This window comes from Pseudonocardia alaniniphila (genome assembly GCF_022524485.1).
Classification (GTDB): Bacteria; Actinomycetota; Actinomycetes; order Mycobacteriales; family Pseudonocardiaceae; genus Pseudonocardia; species Pseudonocardia alaniniphila.
Genome location: NZ_JAKXMK010000012.1, coordinates 228,320 through 245,957, shown reverse-complemented (window position 1 = coordinate 245,957; position 17,638 = coordinate 228,320). Strand labels below are relative to the sequence as shown.

18 protein-coding genes are annotated in these 17,638 nt (G+C 71.5%); 3 read left to right on the top strand and 15 right to left on the bottom strand.

The features are described from left to right. Positions 1–7: 7 nt before the first annotated feature. From MMF94_RS16355 to MMF94_RS16335, 5 genes are all read right to left on the bottom strand, one after another. Entirely contained in the window at positions 8–1,348 is a 1,341-nt protein-coding gene (locus tag MMF94_RS16355; protein WP_241037524.1) for an anti-sigma-D factor RsdA, read from the bottom strand. After that, positions 1,349–1,921 (bottom strand): sigma-70 family RNA polymerase sigma factor, encoded by a 573-nt coding sequence (locus MMF94_RS16350; RefSeq protein WP_241037521.1) that lies wholly within the window; start codon positions 1,919–1,921, stop codon positions 1,349–1,351. 358 nt (positions 1,922–2,279) lie between these two features. Continuing rightward, the gene (locus MMF94_RS16345) at positions 2,280–2,876 is read right to left on the bottom strand and encodes a response regulator transcription factor (protein WP_075942692.1); all 597 of its coding nucleotides are present in this window, start codon (positions 2,874–2,876) and stop codon (positions 2,280–2,282) included. 166 nt (positions 2,877–3,042) lie between these two features. Then, positions 3,043–4,062, bottom strand: a complete 1,020-nt coding sequence (locus MMF94_RS16340; RefSeq protein ID WP_241037519.1) for a hypothetical protein — start codon at positions 4,060–4,062, stop codon at positions 3,043–3,045. Further along, entirely contained in the window at positions 4,059–5,147 is a 1,089-nt protein-coding gene (locus MMF94_RS16335; protein WP_241037517.1) for a MerR family transcriptional regulator, read from the bottom strand. Before MMF94_RS16335 ends, MMF94_RS16340 begins: the two co-directional genes overlap by 4 nt. Positions 5,148–5,278: 131 nt before the next feature. Between MMF94_RS16335 and MMF94_RS16330 the strand changes: the two genes are divergently transcribed. Continuing rightward, positions 5,279–5,611 (top strand): WhiB family transcriptional regulator, encoded by a 333-nt coding sequence (locus tag MMF94_RS16330; protein WP_277398746.1) that lies wholly within the window; start codon positions 5,279–5,281, stop codon positions 5,609–5,611. Between the two features lie 66 nt (positions 5,612–5,677). Here MMF94_RS16330 and groL read toward each other — a convergent pair whose 3' ends face one another. Together groL and groES are read right to left on the bottom strand one after the other, a co-directional pair. Next, complete coding sequence (groL, locus tag MMF94_RS16325) at positions 5,678–7,300, bottom strand: chaperonin GroEL (protein WP_241037516.1); 1,623 nt, start codon at positions 7,298–7,300, stop codon at positions 5,678–5,680. 93 nt (positions 7,301–7,393) lie between these two features. Continuing rightward, positions 7,394–7,684: a co-chaperone GroES gene (groES, locus tag MMF94_RS16320; protein WP_013677399.1), complete on the bottom strand. Its 291-nt coding sequence runs from the start codon at positions 7,682–7,684 to the stop codon at positions 7,394–7,396. Between the two features lie 515 nt (positions 7,685–8,199). Between groES and MMF94_RS16315 the strand changes: the two genes are divergently transcribed. After that, positions 8,200–9,720, top strand: a complete 1,521-nt coding sequence (locus MMF94_RS16315) for an alkaline phosphatase D family protein (protein WP_241037576.1) — start codon at positions 8,200–8,202, stop codon at positions 9,718–9,720. Between the two features lie 61 nt (positions 9,721–9,781). Continuing rightward, the gene (locus tag MMF94_RS16310) at positions 9,782–10,711 is read left to right on the top strand and encodes an aldo/keto reductase (RefSeq protein ID WP_241037513.1); all 930 of its coding nucleotides are present in this window, start codon (positions 9,782–9,784) and stop codon (positions 10,709–10,711) included. Positions 10,712–10,784: 73 nt separating this feature from the next. On the opposite strand, the gene MMF94_RS16305 is transcribed toward MMF94_RS16310, so the two are convergent. The 8 genes from MMF94_RS16305 to alr form a co-directional block, all read right to left on the bottom strand. Then, positions 10,785–11,345 (bottom strand): TQO small subunit DoxD, encoded by a 561-nt coding sequence (locus MMF94_RS16305; protein WP_241037511.1) that lies wholly within the window; start codon positions 11,343–11,345, stop codon positions 10,785–10,787. A 201-nt stretch (positions 11,346–11,546) separates the two neighbouring features. Continuing rightward, the gene (gene tsaD / locus MMF94_RS16300; RefSeq protein WP_241037509.1) at positions 11,547–12,584 is read right to left on the bottom strand and encodes a tRNA (adenosine(37)-N6)-threonylcarbamoyltransferase complex transferase subunit TsaD; all 1,038 of its coding nucleotides are present in this window, start codon (positions 12,582–12,584) and stop codon (positions 11,547–11,549) included. Next, positions 12,581–13,048 (bottom strand): ribosomal protein S18-alanine N-acetyltransferase, encoded by a 468-nt coding sequence (gene rimI, locus MMF94_RS16295; RefSeq protein ID WP_241037506.1) that lies wholly within the window; start codon positions 13,046–13,048, stop codon positions 12,581–12,583. The genes tsaD and rimI overlap by 4 nt, the downstream gene beginning before the upstream one ends. After that, entirely contained in the window at positions 13,045–13,743 is a 699-nt protein-coding gene (gene tsaB, locus MMF94_RS16290; protein WP_241037503.1) for a tRNA (adenosine(37)-N6)-threonylcarbamoyltransferase complex dimerization subunit type 1 TsaB, read from the bottom strand. Before tsaB ends, rimI begins: the two co-directional genes overlap by 4 nt. A gap of 74 nt (positions 13,744–13,817) precedes the next feature. After that, a complete protein-coding gene (locus MMF94_RS16285) occupies positions 13,818–14,534 on the bottom strand; it encodes an HAD family hydrolase (protein WP_241037501.1) in 717 nt (238 codons plus the stop codon). Next, positions 14,531–15,001: a tRNA (adenosine(37)-N6)-threonylcarbamoyltransferase complex ATPase subunit type 1 TsaE gene (gene tsaE, locus MMF94_RS16280; RefSeq protein WP_379660388.1), complete on the bottom strand. Its 471-nt coding sequence runs from the start codon at positions 14,999–15,001 to the stop codon at positions 14,531–14,533. Before tsaE ends, MMF94_RS16285 begins: the two co-directional genes overlap by 4 nt. Next, positions 14,998–16,101 (bottom strand): alpha/beta fold hydrolase, encoded by a 1,104-nt coding sequence (locus MMF94_RS16275; RefSeq protein ID WP_241037500.1) that lies wholly within the window; start codon positions 16,099–16,101, stop codon positions 14,998–15,000. The genes tsaE and MMF94_RS16275 overlap by 4 nt, the downstream gene beginning before the upstream one ends. Further along, positions 16,098–17,255, bottom strand: coding sequence for an alanine racemase (alr, locus tag MMF94_RS16270; RefSeq protein WP_241037498.1), 1,158 nt, complete (start codon positions 17,253–17,255; stop codon positions 16,098–16,100). The genes MMF94_RS16275 and alr overlap by 4 nt, the downstream gene beginning before the upstream one ends. Between the last annotated feature and the right edge of the window lie 383 nt (positions 17,256–17,638).

Sequence of the window (17,638 nt, the reverse complement as noted above, 5' to 3'; positions counted from 1 at the left end):
TCCGGTCTCAGCTGACGGTGCTGGTGGGCGGTTCCGAATCGGAGCCGGCCGCCGTGGTGCCCGTGAGCCCGCCCTCACCGTGGTTGGCGGTGTGCTGCCCATCCGGGCCCCGGTCGGGGCTCGGTGCGCCGCCCATGCTCTGGGTGGAGGTGGTCGATCCGCTGGTGCTCTGCCCCGGCCGAGTGGAGCTCGCGCCCTGCGGATCGCCCTCGGCGGTGGCCGGGGGCGTCTGCGGGCGGGTGGTGGTCTCCGGGCTGTTCGGGGCGCCAGGGTCGCGGCTCGGCTGCGGACCCTGGGGGGCTGTCGTGGCGCCGGCCGGGTTCGACGGCGGGCCCGTCGGGTTTCCGGGCGATGCGGGCGACAGCTGCCGCCTCGGGTCGGCGCTCGAACCATCGCCGGGGTCGCCGGGGCCGGGACCGCCGCGTTGGTGGCGGGGGTCGCGCGACGAGCTCTCTCCCGTGGGCGGGGTGGAGCTTCCCGAAGCAGGTGAAGCCGGCACTCCCTGAAGAACCGACGCCGACGAAGGCGGAACCTGCGTGCCGGACGGCTGCGGCGGTTCGGTACTGCTGGACCTGCCGGGCCGCTGGATCGCGGCACCGGGCGGCACCGGCCGGGACGGTTGCGTGGACAGCGGGGTGCCGGGATCGGTCGGCGTGCCGTTGGGGGTCTCCGCCGCCTTGGCGACGAGGAACTCCTGCACCTGCGTGAGCTCGTTGCGCCCCTCCTCGGGGCGCACGACGGAGAGGTCGGCCCGTGCCTGTTGGAGCTCCTGTGCCGCGGTCACGGGCTGGCCGGCGACGAGCGCCTCCTTCGCCTTGGTGATGCGCGCCTCGACACGGACCGCGGCCTCGACCGACTCGGCCCGTTGGCTGTAGAGCACCTTGGACACGCCCCACAGCGCGTCATCGGGCTGCGCGTTGTAGGAGCCGACGGAGACGGCGCCGATGGCCAGCACGACGAAAGCCGCGGCAGCGGCCACCGGGGCGAGGTGCCGGGCCCGGCGGCCCGGTCGGCGAGCGGCCCGGACGGTGGCGACGGCCGTGTCGGTGTCGATGAGTTCGGGGATCGGGTCGACGTCGACGTCGGCCTTCCATGCGGCCAGGATGGCGGCGACGCGGTCGTCGGCGCCGTAGCCGCCGCGTCCAGGGGAGCTCACCGTCATGCCGGCGGCCAAAGCGTTGATCAGTTCGTCGTCGGCCTGGACCGCGACGAGGTCGACCGGTTCGCCGATCTCGTCGAGCGGGACCGGACGCGTCTGCATATGGGCGGGCCGATGCCCGTTGCTGCTGTGGCGCGGGCGGCGGTGTTCGAACGGGTTCCGACCGGGGCCGTATGTATCGTCACGCACTCACACCACCTCCTCCTCTGGCATCGACTTGCGCAGGCGGGACAGCGCCCGGTGCTGGGCCACACGGACAGCGCCCGGGGTGGAACCGACAGCCTCCGCCGTCTCCTCGGCGGACAGCCCGACCACCACGCGCAACACAAGTATCTCTCGCTGTTTCTCGGGGAGCGTGTCGAGCAACCGACCCATCTCGTCGGAGAGCTCGACGCGAAGCACACGCTGTTCCGGACCGTCCGCGGACTCGACCGAGTCAGGCACGTCCGCGACAGGTTCGGAACGGTTCCGCGTTGCGGCGCGGTGCGCGTCGATTACTTTGTGTGACGCAATGCCATAGACGAACGCTAGGAACGGACGGCCCTGGACTCGGTACCCGGGCAAGGCCGTGAGCACGGCCAAACACACCTCCTGCGCAACATCATCGGCCGAGACCGATGACCGGTCCATCCGGCCGAGTCGCGCTCGGCAATAGCGCACGACCATGGGCCGGATGATGGCGATCAAGCGCCCGACGGACGCTGGATCGCCGGCCATGGCACGGCTCACCAGCTCGTCGGGAACGTCTGTCGTCTCACTCATCGCACACAGTCGGCCGGGCGTTACTGAACATGTTCGTCATCATCCGTTCGTGAGGCTCATCACGGACAGTGCTCAACCGTGTCCTCAGTGCCGACCACCGTAGCGAAGGAGGGTGGCGGTCCGGGATGGGATCCTCCCGAGGGAGGAGACGCGCCGGGACGCCCGGCGATTCACGCTCAGGGCAGAACCACCCGAATGGCGGTCTGCGACGCCGCGGGAGCGATCACCGCAGCAAAGGGCGCGTGGCTGCGCGTAGGCAGCCACGTCGCCCGCTCGGTCAACCCGGGTACGCGTCCGGGGAAGTGCAAAGTGCGTGGAGGGACACCGGTCACCGGGACAGCAGGGCCGGTCGGAACGCTCAGGAGACGAGGCCCCGGCGGAACCCGTGGGCAACCGCCTGAGCGCGGTCGCGGACCCCGAGCTTGCGGAACAGCCGCCGAGCGTGGGTCTTGACCGTGTCCTCGGAGAGGTAGAGCTCTCGTCCGATCTGGCCATTGCTCTTGCCCTGGCTCATGCCGCGCAGCACCTGCAGCTCGCGCTCGGTGAGCTGGACCCCGGGATCGGTGGGTGCCCGCGGTGTGGGCACGGCCGTGCTCGCCAGGGTGTGCGCGAGTGCAGCCACCAATTCCGGACGCGACGCGTCCCAACGGAGGTAGCCCCGGGCGCCGCCGGCGATGGCGGCGGCGATGCTGCCCGCGTCGTCGGGGGCTCCGAACACGATCACGTTCGCCTGCGGGTGGGCGGCGACCAGCCGCCTCGTGGCCTCGACACCCGTGGGCACCGCCCGCTGGGTGCCGACCAGGACCACGTCCACCGGCTGCCGGGAGAACCGGGCCAGCAGTTCGTCCCCATGCGCAACGCAATCGATCCGGTGCACCCCCGGCACCGCGGACATCACGCGGGTCAGGCCTTCGCGGACGCTGCGACGATCGTCGCAGATGAGTACCGTCGTCACGACGATTCCTTCCTGCAGCTTCCTGCAGCCGGGTGATGTGTCACCCCCCTCATCGGCGGGAGACAGGCTCACCTTGACACGATCAGGGCCGGTTTGTGCCCTCCATTCGGGAGAGTTGCGCCGAGTGGCACTGGTCATGTGGGTGACGTAAGACCGAATGGACTAATTACATTACCGGGGGTGGAGCAGGTACCCGGTACGACTCCCCCAGCAGGCGCCTACCGATCGGGTCTGCGCGCTGCTGAATGACGCTCAACGTGGCGAGCGCGGCGTGTCGTCGGCGTGCCGCGCCGTCGACCCTGTCGCTCACCGCTTCCTGAGAGATCTTGGTAACACCGTCGTTTGCGTCTCGCGCCACTGTGGCGCCGTGCTCGAGAAGATCAGCTGCAGCCAGCCGTGCCGGCCACACGAGTGGGAGCAGTTGATATTGCCCGGCCGACTCCGCCGCCGCATCGAGCTCCGCGACGGCCTTTGTCGAACTCGCACCGGCGGCCGCTTCAGCGACCGCAAGCACGATCCGGGACTTGAGCACGTGACGAACCGATCCCGACACACGCGCCAACTCCATGGCGGCCCGTGCCGGCTCGACGGCGCCTGCGGCGTCGCCGCAGGCCAGCGCCAACTCGGCGCGCACCCATCCCAGCCGGACGGACGGCCGCCACGACCAGTTGCTGCGCGCCTCGTCCCCCACGGCAGCCCAGTCGGAGTGCTCGCCGCCATCGTTAACCGTGACCTGCGCATTCGCTCTTTCGAGTAGCTCGTTCGCTCTGTAGAGCAGGCGTTTCGCGGTTTCCGGCGCTGCGGTGCCGACCGCATCGGCGGCCAGCCCGACCAGCGCATCGACCCGCGCCGCGAGCGCGAGACCGCGAGGGTCGTCCCGAACGGAGCAGGCCAGACGCAGACCCAGCGCGTCGTACGGGCGGGCGGCGACGTGCCCGCCGAGCTGGCGGCGATGGGCCGCAAGGGTGACGGCCGCATGCGCCGCCACCGCCACCGGGACACCGGGACGCACCAGCAGGGGCTCCAGGACGGCGGCCGCCGCGGCGTAGCGGCCCTGCCCACCGAGGGCCACGGCCACGTGCCAGCGGTCGAGGGCCGTCTCACCGGGCCGGACCCGGACCGGCGCACCGGGCTCGGCGCCGAAGGCCACCGCCGCGAGACGGGGCGGCGCGGCAACCGCTGTCACACCAGTACCGCGTCGCTGATCGTCGCGGTCGCTGCGCGCAGCGAGGGCAGGTGCGCGGTCCGCTCGGGCAGCTCTACGTCGTCCCAGCCCGGTCCGGCGACGAAGGTGCGAAACCGCGGCCTGGTACGGGGCAGCGACTCCAGCACGTCCGCGTCGGCCGTGCCGGGTTGCTGGGCCCACAGCACGACGGCGACGGGAGCCGTGCGCCGGATCGCCGCCACAAGGGCCTCCAGAGGCACGTTCGCGCCGAGACCCCGACAGACCACGCCCCGTTCGGCCAGGGCCGCGGAGAGCGCCACCAGGGGCAGTGTGTGCAGCTCGCCGGGCATCGCGCCCAGCAGTATCGGACGCGCGTCGGGAGCTGTGGGCCGGAGTGCGGCGGCGCGGGCCCCGAAGACGGGATGGACGCACTCGCTGACGAGATGCTCGATCTCGACGCCGGTCCCGTTGTGCGCCCATCTCGCGCCGATCGCGGCGAGGACGGGCCGGACGACGTCGTCCCACGCGGACTCGGCACCGGCCGTGGCGACGGCCTCCTCCAGCAGCCTGTAGACCGTGGGCGCGTCGAGTGCGAGCGCGGCGCGCCCCAGGCCCCGGGCCGCCCGCCCGGCGCCGGGAAGGCGCAGCACCCGACCGCCCACGCGGACGCGGCCGTCGCCATTGCCGTTGTCGCCATTGCCGTCGTTGCTGCTGCCGTTGCTGCCGTCGTCGCAGCCGTTGACACTGCTGTCGTTGTCGTCGCGCCCGCTGTGGCCGTGGGACGGCCGGGCCGGCGCTCCGCCGTTACCCGCCACAGCGGCGAGTCGGGCGCCGGCAGGAGACCGCACAGCGGACATCGCGTACGCCGCGGCATCCGCGGGAGACACCCCGCGCACCAGCGCGCGCTGCATGAGCTCGAGGCGGGCGAGATCCTCCGTGGAGTAGCGCCGGTGGCGGCCGGGGGTGTGCTCGGTGGGGCCGATCCCGTAACGACGGTCCCAGGTGCGGAGTGTGGCCGGAGCGACACCGAGCCTGCGCGCCGCGGCGGCCACGCTCAGCCACGGCTCCGCGGCGTCGGATGCGGGAGGCCACGCTTCAGGCTGCACGGGCTCATCGTGCTGGTCACGACGAGGCGCGGCAAGCCGAGATTGGCCATTGAACAACGTTTGACGCGGTCTACGATGGGCACACCACGTGCGTCGAAGATGAGCGCGTGAACAGGGGCGAGGTGAGTGACGTGGCGGACACCCGAAGGCTTCCGCTCCCGGTCACGGAGATCTGGGAATGGCAGATGCACGGTGCATGCCGCGGGATGGACAGCGCGTTCTTCTTCCACCCCGAAGGAGAGCGCGGACCGGCACGGGCCAACCGCGAGGCGCGGGCGAAGATGGTGTGCCACCACTGCCCCGTCCTCGAGCAGTGCCGCCGGCACGCGCTGACCGCGCATGAGCCCTACGGCGTCTGGGGTGGCCTGTCGGAGTCCGAGCGCGAAGAGATCATCCGCGGCCACGACCGGAGGCTGCGGGTGCCTGGCGAGCGCTCCCGCCGTAGGCACAGTCGCGCGAACTGAGACACAACGACAAACGGCGGGCCGACCCGGTGAGGGTCGGCCCGCCGTTTCGGCGCACCAGGTGGGTCAGTGCCCGTGGCCGTGGCCGTGGCCACCCGCAGCGGCGGGCTCCGGCGGCTCCGGCTTGTCGACGACAGCGCTCTCCGTGGTGAGCACCATCCGGGCGATCGACGCGGCGTTGACCACCGCGGACCGCGTGACCTTGACGGGGTCGACCACGCCGTCGGCCATCAGGTCGCCATAGGTGAGGGTGGCAGCGTTGAAGCCGTGGCCCCAGTCCAGGTCGGCGACCTTGCCGATCACGACCGCGCCCTCGAGACCGCCGTTGGCGGCGATCCAGTACAGCGGGGCCGTGAGCGCCCGGCGGACGACCGCCACACCGGTGGCCTCGTCGCCGGTCAGTCCGAGGCCGCCCTCGAGCTCAGCGGCCGCGTGCACCAGCGAGGCGCCCCCACCGGGGACGATGCCCTCCTCGACCGCGGCCCGGGTGGCCGACACCGCGTCCTCGATGCGGTGCTTGCGCTCCTTGAGCGCGGTCTCGGTGGCGGCACCGACCTTGATGACGGCGACACCGCCGGAGAGCTTGGCCAAGCGCTCCTGCAGCTTCTCGCGGTCCCAGTCCGAGTCGGTGGCCTCGATCTCGGCCTTGAGCTGCGCGATGCGCCCCTCGATGGCCTCCTTCGAGCCGGCGCCCTCGACGAGCGTGGTGGCGTCCTTCGTGATGACGGCGCGGCGCACCTTGCCCAGCAGGTCCAGCCCGGCCTCGGACAGCTTGAGCCCGACCTCCGGGTTGATGACCGTACCGCCGGTGGCGACGGCGAGGTCGTCCATGAAGGCCTTGCGGCGGTCACCGAAGAACGGCGACTTGACCGCGACGACCTTGATCGTCTTGCGGATCGAGTTGACGACCAGCGTGGACAGCGCCTCGCCCTCGACGTCCTCCGCGACGATCAGCAGCGGCTTGCCGTCGGCGAGCACCTTCTCCAGCAACGGGAGCAGGTCGGCGATCGCGCTGATCTTCTCGCGGTGCAGCAGGACGTAGGGGTCCTCCAGCACGCCTTCCATCGACTCCGCGTCGGTGACGAAGTACGGCGAGAGGTAGCCCTTGTCGAACTGCAGGCCCTCGGTGATCTCCAGCTCGGTGGCGAGCGTGGAGCCCTCCTCGATGGTGATCACGCCGTCCTTGCCGACGGTCTTGAGCGCCTCGCTGATCAGGTTGCCGATCTCGGCCTCACGGGAGGCGATCGTGCCGACCTGCGCGATGTGCTCCTTGTCGTCGACCGGGATCGCCTTGGCCTTGAGGACCTCGGCGACCTTCTCGGCGGCGGCGGAGATGCCACGACCCAGCGCGGTCGGGTTGGCGCCGGCAGCCACGTTGCGCAGCCCGGCGGCCACCATGGCCTGGGCGAGCACGGTGGCGGTGGTGGTGCCGTCACCGGCGACGTCGTTGGTCTTGGTGGCGACGGTCTTCGCGAGCTGGGCGCCCAGGTTCTCGAAGGGGTCGTCGAGGTCGATCTCGCGTGCGATGGTGACACCGTCGTTGGTGACGGTCGGCCCACCGAACTTCTTGTCCAGCACGACGTGACGGCCACGCGGGCCGAGGGTCACCTTGACCGCGTCGGCCAGCTGGTTGACTCCGCGCTCGAGCGAGCGCCGCGCCGCCTCGTCGAAGCTGATCTGCTTCGGCATGTCCTGCCTTTCTTAATTCTCCGGAAACAGCGCCGCCCCGGTGGCCCGCTCGGTCGAGGGACCGCCGGGGCGGCGGCTACAGAACTGCCTGCGTCAGTTGACGACCGCGAGGACGTCACGCGCGGAGAGGATGAGGTACTCCTCGCCGTTGTACTTGACCTCGGTGCCGCCGTACTTCGAGTAGATGACGACGTCGCCGACAGCGACGTCCAGCGGAACGCGGTTGCCGTTGTCGTCGATCCGACCCGGGCCGACAGCCAGGACCTTGCCCTCCTGGGGCTTCTCCTTGGCGGTGTCCGGGATGACGATGCCGGACGCGGTCGTGGTCTCCGCCTCGCTGGCCTGGACGACGATCTTGTCCTCGAGCGGCTTGATGTTTGCCACGCCGATGACCTCCCCTTCCTGGGGTACGTGCCTTCGCCTACATGTTCAGGGACGACAGCCATCGGAGGTCCCGTCGTCGCGGGTGCCGGAACATCCTGGCCGTGCGTTTGGCACTCTACCCATGAGAGTGCCAGCGTCTCAACGCCGGTGCCCGCTATGACACGAAGTGGTAGCTGTGAGCCACGACGGCATCCCCTCGACGACGTCATCGCTGGTCACGGGCGAGTGATCGCGCTGAAGGCTGCCGCCCGGCGTCCCGATCCCGCGCGAGCCCCTGAACGCACACGGCAGCGCAGGAGCCGAAATTCGGAGGGCCGGAGTAGATCGGACGAAGCCGTACGGAACGAGCAAACCTCGCCTCCCGTTCACCGGCCGGTGCCGTCGGCGCCATCCGGCGCACGAAAGGATGATCAACGCTGCTCGCCGTGACCACAGACGTACCTCCCACCACATCGGTGCGTAGCTACAACTTCAACCGGCGCGGCGTGTTGAAGGCGGGGCTGACCGCCTCCGCCATGTTCGCCGTGCCCGGCACCCTCCTCACCGGGTTCGCCGGTTCGGCGGCAGCCGCTCCCGTCGGCGACCCGTTCACGCTCGGCGTCGCGTCCGGGGAGCCCTCACCGGACGGGATGGTGCTGTGGACGCGCCTCGCGCCCGACCCGCTGGCCGAGGACGGACTCGGTGGGATGGGCGACCGGAAGACCGACGTCGAGTGGGAGCTCGCCTCCGACGAGGGCTTCCGGGACATCGTGCGCCGGGGTGTCGAGACCACCGGTTCGGAGCTGGGCCACAGCGTGCACGTCGAGCTGGCAGGCCTGAAGGCGGGACGTGAGTACTTCTACCGGTTCCGCTCGGGGAAGGCCGTCTCCCCCGCCGGCCGCACCCGCACCGCGCCGCCCGCGTCGGCGATGCAGAAGCTGACCATGTGCTTCACGTCGTGCTCGCAGTACGAGCACGGCTACTTCACCGCCTACGCCCGCCTCGCCGAGGACGAGCCGGAGCTCATCCTGCATCTGGGCGACTACCAGTACGAGTACGCAGCGGGCGACTACAAGGCCCCCGGCGGGAACGTGCGTGACCACGTCGGCCCGGAGACCGAGACCCTCGGGAACTACCGGCAGCGCTACGCGCAGTACAAGACCGACGCCGACCTGCAGGCCGCCCACGCCGTCGCGCCCTGGCTCGTCGTATTCGACGACCACGAGCTCGACAACAACTGGGCCGACGAGGTGCCGGAGCACCCGGAGACCCCGCAGCCCAACTTCCTCGCCCGGCGGGAAGCGGCACTGCGCGCGTACTGGGAGAACATGCCGCTGCGCAAGGCCCAGCGGCCCAAGGGCATCGACATGCGGCTATACCGCACTGTGTCGTGGGGCCGGATGGCGAGCTTCCACATGCTCGACACCCGCCAGTACCGCGGCGACCAGCCGTGCGACGACAAGTTCAACACCGACTGCACGGAGCGCACCGACCCGGCGCGCTCGCTGCCCGGCTCAGAGCAGGAGAAGTGGATCGCCGAGGAGTTCCGGCGTTCCCAGGCGCGCTGGGACGTGCTCGGCCAGCAGGTGTTCTTCTCCCAGGTCGACTTCACCCCCGGCGCCGGGCGCGGCTTCAACCCCGACGCCTGGGACGGCTACCCGGGTTCGCGCGACCGCGTGGTGGACTCCTGGACCGCGGCGAAGGCGCGCAACCTGCTGGTGCTGACCGGTGACGTCCATGCGCACTGGGCCGCCGACATCAAGCAGCGCTTCGACGACCCGGCGGCGCCCGTCATCGGATCCGAGCTCGTGTCGAGCTCGATCACGTCGGGCGGCGACGGTTCGGAGACCAGCTCCACCACGGAGGGCACGCTCGCCGACAACCCGCACATCCACTTCTACAACAACCGTCGCGGCTACGTGCGCACGCAGTTCACGGCGAACGAGGTCACCGCCGACTTCCGCGTGGTGCCGTTCGTGAAGCAGCCCGGCGCCCCCGTCGAGACCCGGGGGACGTTCGTGGTGGAGGACCGCAAGCCCGGCCTGAACAAGGCGTGAACTGTGTGCGGATACGAGTGCTGCGGCACTCTTATCCGCACACGGTCGTAGAGTCGCAAGCATGGCGAAGATCGGCTCTGACCTGGATGTGACCCGGCTGTGTCTGGGCGGCAACGTGTTCGGTTGGTCGGCGGACCGGCACACCTCGTTCGCGGTCCTCGATGCGTACGTGGCGGCGGGCGGGAACTTCGTCGACACGGCCGACTCGTACATGTGGAGAGCGCCCGGCAACTCGGGCGGTGAGTCCGAGACGATCATCGGCGAGTGGCTGGCCGCCCGCGGCAACCGCGACGACATGGTGATCGCCACGAAGGTCGGCTCGTGGCCCGAGCGGCCGGGGCTCTCGCGCGCCAACATCACGGCAGCCGTGGAGGACTCGCTGCGCCGGCTGCAGACCGACCGGATCGACCTCTACTACGCACACCGTGACGACCCGGAGACCGCGCAGGAGGAAACCCTCGACGCCTTCGACAGCCTGGTCCGGGCGGGGAAGGTCCGGGCGATCGGCGCGTCCAACTTCACGGCCGAGCGGCTGCGCTCCGCGCTGGAGATCTCCGACCGCGACGGGCTCACGCGCTACGTCGCCCTGCAGCCGCACTACAACCTGCTCGAGCGGGCCGACTTCGAGACGTCCCTCGCGCCGCTGCTCGCCGAGCAGGACCTCGCGTGCCTGCCGTACTTCGGGCTGGCCAAGGGCTTCCTGACCGGCAAGTACCGGCCGGACACCACCGTTGAGAGCGTCCGCGCCGAGGGAGCGCGGGAGTATCTGGACGACCGCGGGCTGCGCGTGCTGGCGGTGCTCGACGAGATCGCGGCCGGTCACAACGTGCCCGTCGCCGCTGTCTCGCTTGCCTGGCTGGCCGACCAGCCCACCGTGGCCGCTCCCATCGCCAGCGCCCGCACCACCGAGCAGCTGGCCGACCTGCTCCCGATGCTGGAGCTGCGCCTCACCGACGACGAGCTGCGGCTGCTGCGTCACGTCAGCGACTGATCGGAACTGATCGGGACGATCCGTGGCCGGCGGCGGTGCCGGCCACGGCCCCGGCGGTGCCGGGGGGCCGCTGTCAGCCGGCCGAGCCGGCGAGGGATGCGAAGCGTCCCAGGCGCGGGCGGATCACCGCGTCCACGCTCCAGGTGGCTCCCGCCCCGGCGAAGAACAACGCAAGCGCGGCGAAGATGTAGCCGATCGACGGCCCGAGATCGGTCATGCCTGTCGTGAACGGCATGTGCAGGTGCTCCGCGGAGGTCCAGATGCCGAAGGACCACACGGCGGTGACGATGAACGTGAGATTCGAGAGGAACCCGAGGATCAGGGCCACCGCGATCAGCGACTCGACGATGGCGGTGACGACTGCGAACGCTCCCGGGCTCGTCGAGGCAGTGCTGTGCCACATCTGCACCCACTGATGCAGCACCGGGACCGGGACCTTCGACTCATCGAGCTCGTGACCGAGGGTCTGGCCGTGGATAAAACCGGGGAGCCATTTGAAAATGGCGTCTATCGCCCAGAGGACGCCGAAGAGGATCCGCACCACCGCTGCGCCGTGCAATCGCCGCAGCGATCGATCCAGCGGAACGAATGACCGCGTTCCACGCAGATCGTCGGTATTGAGGGCCGCACTCATTTCCGACTCCCATCACTGATTGTTGAGCATTGAACGACCAACGGTAGCTGGGACGATCGGGGAGTCAAGGCGATGGGATCTACATCGCCCGCAATTCGCGAGAGATGTCTTGGTTCCGTAATCAATGCGGTCGATCGGATCACCCGGAAACCGCATCCGGAAAGTTGCAGCCAATTCGGAAAGGGTTCGAAAAACCGGCGATCAGACCAGGACTTCGGTCACCGGGAGCGACGAGTCGGCCGGCAGTTGCAGCGACGAGGGCTGCGCGCCCGCCACGAGCAGGTGCGCGCCCAGCGCGGCGACCATGGCCCCGTTGTCGGTGCACAACCCCGGCCGCGGCACCCGCAGCGCGATGCCCGCGGCGGCACAGCGCTCCTGCGCCAGCTCGCGCAGCCTGGAGTTGGCGGCGACCCCACCGCCGAGCAGCACCGTGTCCATCCCCCGCTCCCGGGCAGCCCGCACGGCCTTCGCCGTGAGGACGTCGACCACGGCCTCCTGGAAGCTCGCGGCCACGTCGGCGACCGGCACGGGCGTGCCGGCCCGTTCCAGCGCCTCGACGTGCCGCGCGACAGCAGTTTTGAGCCCGGAGAAGGAGAAGTCGAACGGGGCGTCGCGGGGCCCGGTGAGGCCGCGCGGGAACGCCACGGCTCCCCGGTCGCCGTCCCTGGCCACGCGGTCGATGTGCGGACCGCCGGGGAACGGCAGTCCGAGCAGCCGCGCGACCTTGTCGAACGCCTCACCGGCAGCGTCGTCGATCGTGGCACCCAGCGGGGTGACCGGCCCGGCGAGATCGGGGACGTCGAGGAGGCTCGAGTGGCCGCCGGACACCAGCAGCGCGAGGCACGGCGGCAGGGGCCCGTGCTGCAGCGTGTCGACGGCGACGTGCGCGGCGAGGTGGTTGACCCCGTACAGCGGCACGTCCCACGCGGCGGCGTAGGCCTTGGCGGCGGCGACGCCGACGAGCAGGGCTCCGGTGAGTCCCGGACCCGCTGTGACGGCCACGGCCTCGACGTCGCGGCCGGTCACCCCGGCGGTGGCGAGCGCGCGGTGCGCAGCGGGCACCATCGCCTGCAGGTGCGCCCGCGAGGCGACCTCGGGAACGACCCCGCCGAAGCGCGCGTGCTCCTCCACGCTGGAGGCGACCTCATTGGCCAGGAGCGTGACGCTCCCGCCCGGCTCGGCGCGCACCACCCCGATGCCGGTCTCGTCGCAGGAGGTCTCGATACCGAGAACGATCATGCTGCCGGCTCCCGCCGCATCGTGTGGGCGTCGGCCCCGCTGGGCCGGTAGTACCGCTTGCGCAGGCCGACCACCGTGAATCCCTCGTCCTCGTACAGCCTGCGGGCCGCCTCGTTGTCGGTGCGGACCTCCAGGAACACCGTGGCACGCTCCGCGTCGGCCACCGCGAGCAGTCCGCGCAGCAGCTCCCGCCCGATCCCGCGCCGCTGGTACCCCGGGTCGACGCCGATGGTGTGGATCTCCGCCTCCGCGAACGGTGGACCGGCCACGAACGCGAGTCCGGCGTAGCCCACGAGCCGATCGCCGTCGCGCGCGGCGAGGTAGTGGTGGCCCGCGCGCAGCTCCTCACGAAACGCCGGCGCGCTCCACGGGTCGTCGCCGGGGAAGAGCAACTTCTCCAGCTCCGCGCAACGCTCCGCGTCAGCCAGGCGCAGCGCGTCGATCGCGGGCACGGTGGCCGTCATCCGGCGCTCCTGCCCGCGGGTTCACTCACCCGCTTGCGGGCGCCGGGCTCCACGGCGTCGGGTCGGCGCAGGTAGAGCGGCTCGAGGGGGCCAGGAAGCACCCCGGAGCGCAGCACAGGAGCCGCCACCGCAACCAGCCCGGCGGGCGACGGTGACGCCGGCTCCCACTCGGGGAGGCCGACGAGCGCGGCCGAGCCACCCGCTGCGGCGACCGCGCCCAGGGCGTCGACCCGGGCCGTCAGGACGGCGGGGGTCTCGACATGCGGACCGCTGATGCGGCCACCCTCGCCGTCGTAGAGCGCCCAGTACACCTCACGCCGACGGGCATCGGTGACGACGAGAAGGGGGCCGTCGGGAACGGGACCCCCGGCGAGCGACGCGGCGGCGATCGCGTCCAGCGAGCAGACGCCGTGGACCGGGATGCCGAGAGCGTCACCGAGCGCGGCGGCGGTGACCATGCCGACGCGCAGGCCGGTGAACGGGCCGGGCCCGGTGCCGGTGACGACGGCGTCGACATCGCGCATCGTCACACCGGCGTCGGCGCAGGCGCCCAGCACCTCCGGCATGAGGAGCTCGGCGTGCTTGCGGGCGTCGTGTGCGACCCGGACGGATCGCTGGACGACGGCGTTGCCCGTCAGCTCGACAACGCCCGCCGTGACGGCGGGCGTCGAAGTGTCAAGAGCAAGCACGAGCACAGGTCGAGCCTACGAGCGTGCCGCCGAGGGCGGTCGGACGGGGCAGCCCCACCTCCGTGGTGTGGGAGCGACGCTCACCAGTCGGCGAGCAACTCCGGGAGGTCGGCGAGGCGCTGGATCACGCCGTCGGGCTGCACGTCCACCGCCACGTGCTGCACAGCCGGGATGTCCGAGTGCGGCACGAGCACTGCACGCATTCCCACGCCCTTGGCCCCGCTGATGTCGTCGTAGGGCCGGTCGCCCACGTACACGCAGCGGGCGGGGTCGGTGGCTCCGACGGCGCTCATGGCGGCGTGGAAGGCGGTGGGGTGCGGCTTCGTCCAGGGCAGCTCGCTGGTCCACACGCAGGCGTCGAAGAGATCCAGCACGCCGTCACGGCGGAAGAGCTCCTCGTGCCATTCCCGGGGCCATGCCGTGGAGGACAGCACCCCGAGCTTGAGACCGCGCTCGCGAAGCGCGGCGAGCATCGGGGCGACGTCCGGGTCGGTGGCCGTGTACTGCACCCAGTACTCGCGGTACGCCTCGAGCGCGGCCTCGTACCGCTCGCGCGGGTGGTCGGCGCCATCGGCCGCGTCGGCCAGCACGTGGGCAAGCGTGAACGCACGGTGCTCGTCGCGCACCGTCATCCAGCGGGCCTCGTCGGCGGCCAGGAGCGCTGCCGCGAACACCTCGGCGCGGTCGGGGTCGTCGGCGTGCAGGACGTCGGCGAGGCGCCGCCAACCGGCGAGGTGGTCGACGGTGGCCCATGGGGTGAGCGTTCCACCCCAGTCGAAGATCACCGTGTCGATCACGCCGCCTCCACCCGGTGGACGCTCGCGACCCGTACGTCGTCGGGGCGGCGGGTGATCCGCACCAGCAGGTGGCGCTCCGCGAGCCGCTCGGCCACGCCCTCGCCCCACTCGACGGCCACCACTGCCTCTGCCAGGTCGGTGTCGAGGTCGAGGTCGTCCAGCTCCGCGGCGCCGCCGAGCCGGTAGGCGTCGACGTGCACGAGCGGTACACCGGCTCCGCCGGGGAGCGGACGGTGCTCACGGGCGATCACGAACGTCGGCGACGTGATCGGACCCGCCACGCCCAGCCCGCGCGCCAGGCCCCGGACGAGGGCGGTCTTGCCCGCCCCCAGCGGCCCCGACAGCACCACCAGGTCGCCTGCCTTGAGCCCGCCGGCCAGCCGCTCGCCGAGCTCCTCGGTGTCGGCGGCCGCGGGCAGCTCCATCTCGACGTCGAGCTCGACCGGGTCCTTCGCCTGCTGCGTCATGCGCGCCGCCGCAATCCGTTGGGCGCGCTCCGGACCGCGCTGCGGCGCAGCAGGTCGACCAGCGCCTCGTCCATGGCTGCCGGCTGCTCCAGCATCGGCAGATGCCCCACCCCGTCGAACCGCACGAGCGTGACGTCCGGCAGTTCCGCCGCGATCACGTCGCTGTGGGAGAACGGGATGACGCGATCGGCGTCGCCTGCCGCGACGAGCAGCTCGCAAGTGGCGAGCGCGGGCAGTGCGGCGACCCGGTTGTGGCTGCCGACGGTGTCGGCGAAGTCGGTGAGCGCATCGACCGCGTTGGCGCTGATCATCTCGTCGACGAGGTCGACCAGGCAGGGCGCGACGTTTCTGTCGCCGTAGGCGAAGCTGCGCGTGATCGCCCAGATCACGTCGCCCGCCGCCTTCCGGACACCCTCCACGAGCTTCGGCTGGAGCCGGGCTGCCAGCCCGACAACGCGGGTGAGCGGGTTGTGCCGCGACAGCAGCGTGCCGGAGAGCCCACCGCTGGCCACCTCGCCCGCCGACGTGGACACCAGCGCCACACCGGCCACGCGTTCGGCGAACAGCGCGGGATTCTGCTCCGCGAGCGCCATGATCGTCATGCCGCCCATCGAGTGGCCCACGAGGACGAGGGGCCCCTCTGGCGCGAGCGCCCGGATGACCGCGTCGAGATCGTGGCCGAGCTGCTCGATCGTGCAGCTCTCCCGCGGAGCCCGCTCGGACCGGCCGTGGCTGCGCTGGTCGTAGAGCACGAGCCGCACGGAGGGGTCCGTGAGCATGGGGAGGGACCGCCGCTGGAAGTGCCAGGTGCGACGGTCGAGCGCGAACCCGTGGACGAGCACGACCGTGAGCGACGGGTTGCCGCCCGGCGCCTCGACCTCCTCGCACGAGAGCCGCACACCGTCGTCGGCGGTGACCGAGGACGCCTCGCTCACAGGACCACTTCCGGGCCCTGGCTCGATCTCGGCGAGCTGGGTGGCGAGACGGCGCCGCTCAGCGGCGATCTGCGACCGCTTGCGCGCGGCTACGCCGACTGCGACCCCTGTGACGGCCGCACCCGCCGCTCCGGCGGCAGCACCCCAGACCTGCCCCCGGTTCACGACGGCGCCCCGGTGCCGACCACGGTGCGGGTGATACGGCGCCAGTGGAGGCCCGTGACGATCTCGTAGTGGATCGTGCCTAGCTCGTCCGCCCAGTCCTGCGCGGTTGGCTCGCCGTGGTCACCTGAACCGAAGAGCACCGCGGCATCCCCCTCACGGACCGGGTCGTCGCCGCAGTCCACCATCACCTGGTCCATGCACACCCTGCCGACGACGGGACGGACGACACCGCCGAGCAGCACCTGCATGCGCCCGTCGCGCCCGAGCCTGCGAGGCACGCCATCGGCGTAGCCGATCGGGAGCAGCGCGAGAGTGGTCTCGCCCGGTGTGGTCCATTCGTGCCCGTACGAGACGCCCTCCCCTGCCGGTACCCGCTTCACCAGCGCCACCTTGCACCGGAGCGTCATCGCGGGCCGCAACGGGCTGCGCGCCGGCTGGCGGTCCAGCGGGTCGAGCCCGTAGACGGCGATACCAGGACGCACGAGGTCGAAGTGCATGTCGGGGCGGGTGAGCGTGGCCGCGGAGTTGGCGAGATGCCGGATCGGCGACAGGCCGCGCTCCTTGGCTGCCTGCCACGCCGTGGTGAGCCGGGCTTTCTGCAGGTCGTTGCTCGGGTGGTCCGGGACGTCGGCGTTCGCCAGGTGGGACCAGACCGCGACGACCTCGGCGATCCCGTCGGCAACGGCCTTCGTGGCATCGTCGAGCAGGTCGGGCCAGTCGGTGGGCTGGGCGCCACCACGGGTGGCCCCGGTGTCGGCCTTCAGATGCAACCGGGCAGGTCGCCCCGCGCGGCGCGCACCGGCCAGCACCCCGGCGAGATGGCGGCGTGACGAGATCGACAGGTCGACACCCGCGGCCACCGCCTCGGTGAAGTCGTCGTCCGGGAGGTGCAGCCAGCACAGCACCGGCGCGGTGATCCCACCGTGCCGCAGCTGCATGGCCTCCTCGAGGGTGCACACGCCCAGCCAGGTGGCGCCGGCCTCCAGTGCGGCGCGACCGACGGCTACGGCGCCGTGACCGTAACCATCCGACTTCACGACGGCCATCACAGCCGCGCCGGGAGCCGTGGCGGCCCGCAGGACCTCGATGTTGTGCCGGATGGCGTCGAGATCGACGACGGCCTCCGCACGCGCGCTCACCGGCAGATCGACCACGTCCTCATCATCTCATCCATGACCGTCACATCGCGGACAGAGCGATGATCGGATCCCAGATCGGCCGAGATCCCCCCGTCCGCCGACAACCCGGCGAGCCACCCGCGCCGCCCGCGAGCCGCCCAATCCCACCCGCGAGTCGCCCGGCACCGGTCCGCGAGCCGCCCAACCCCACCGGCCCGCCGCGCAGCACCGGTCCGCGAGCCGCCCAACCCTGCTCGCGAGCTGCCCCGGCACTGGTCCACGAGCCGCCCGAATCCTGCTCGCGAGCTGCCCCGGCGCTGGTCCGCGGGTCGGCCCGAATCCGCGCGATTCGTCCGGAACCGGCCTGCGAGTCGCCCGAACTCCACCCGTGCGTCGGCCCGAACTCCACCCGCGAGTCG

What these genes read in the sequence shown, in the direction of transcription:
- MMF94_RS16350 (WP_241037521.1), bottom strand. Translation starts at nt 1,921, where the DNA reads ATGAGTGAGACGACAGACGTTCCCGACGAGCTGGTGAGCCGTGCCATG.
- groL (WP_241037516.1), bottom strand. Translation starts at nt 7,300, where the DNA reads ATGCCGAAGCAGATCAGCTTCGACGAGGCGGCGCGGCGCTCGCTCGAG.
- MMF94_RS16315 (WP_241037576.1), top strand. Translation starts at nt 8,200, where the DNA reads ATGTTCGCCGTGCCCGGCACCCTCCTCACCGGGTTCGCCGGTTCGGCG.
- MMF94_RS16310 (WP_241037513.1), top strand. Translation starts at nt 9,782, where the DNA reads ATGGCGAAGATCGGCTCTGACCTGGATGTGACCCGGCTGTGTCTGGGC.
- MMF94_RS16305 (WP_241037511.1), bottom strand. Translation starts at nt 11,345, where the DNA reads ATGAGTGCGGCCCTCAATACCGACGATCTGCGTGGAACGCGGTCATTC.
- tsaD (WP_241037509.1), bottom strand. Translation starts at nt 12,584, where the DNA reads ATGATCGTTCTCGGTATCGAGACCTCCTGCGACGAGACCGGCATCGGG.
- rimI (WP_241037506.1), bottom strand. Translation starts at nt 13,048, where the DNA reads ATGACGGCCACCGTGCCCGCGATCGACGCGCTGCGCCTGGCTGACGCG.
- tsaE (WP_379660388.1), bottom strand. Translation starts at nt 15,001, where the DNA reads ATGACGCAGCAGGCGAAGGACCCGGTCGAGCTCGACGTCGAGATGGAG.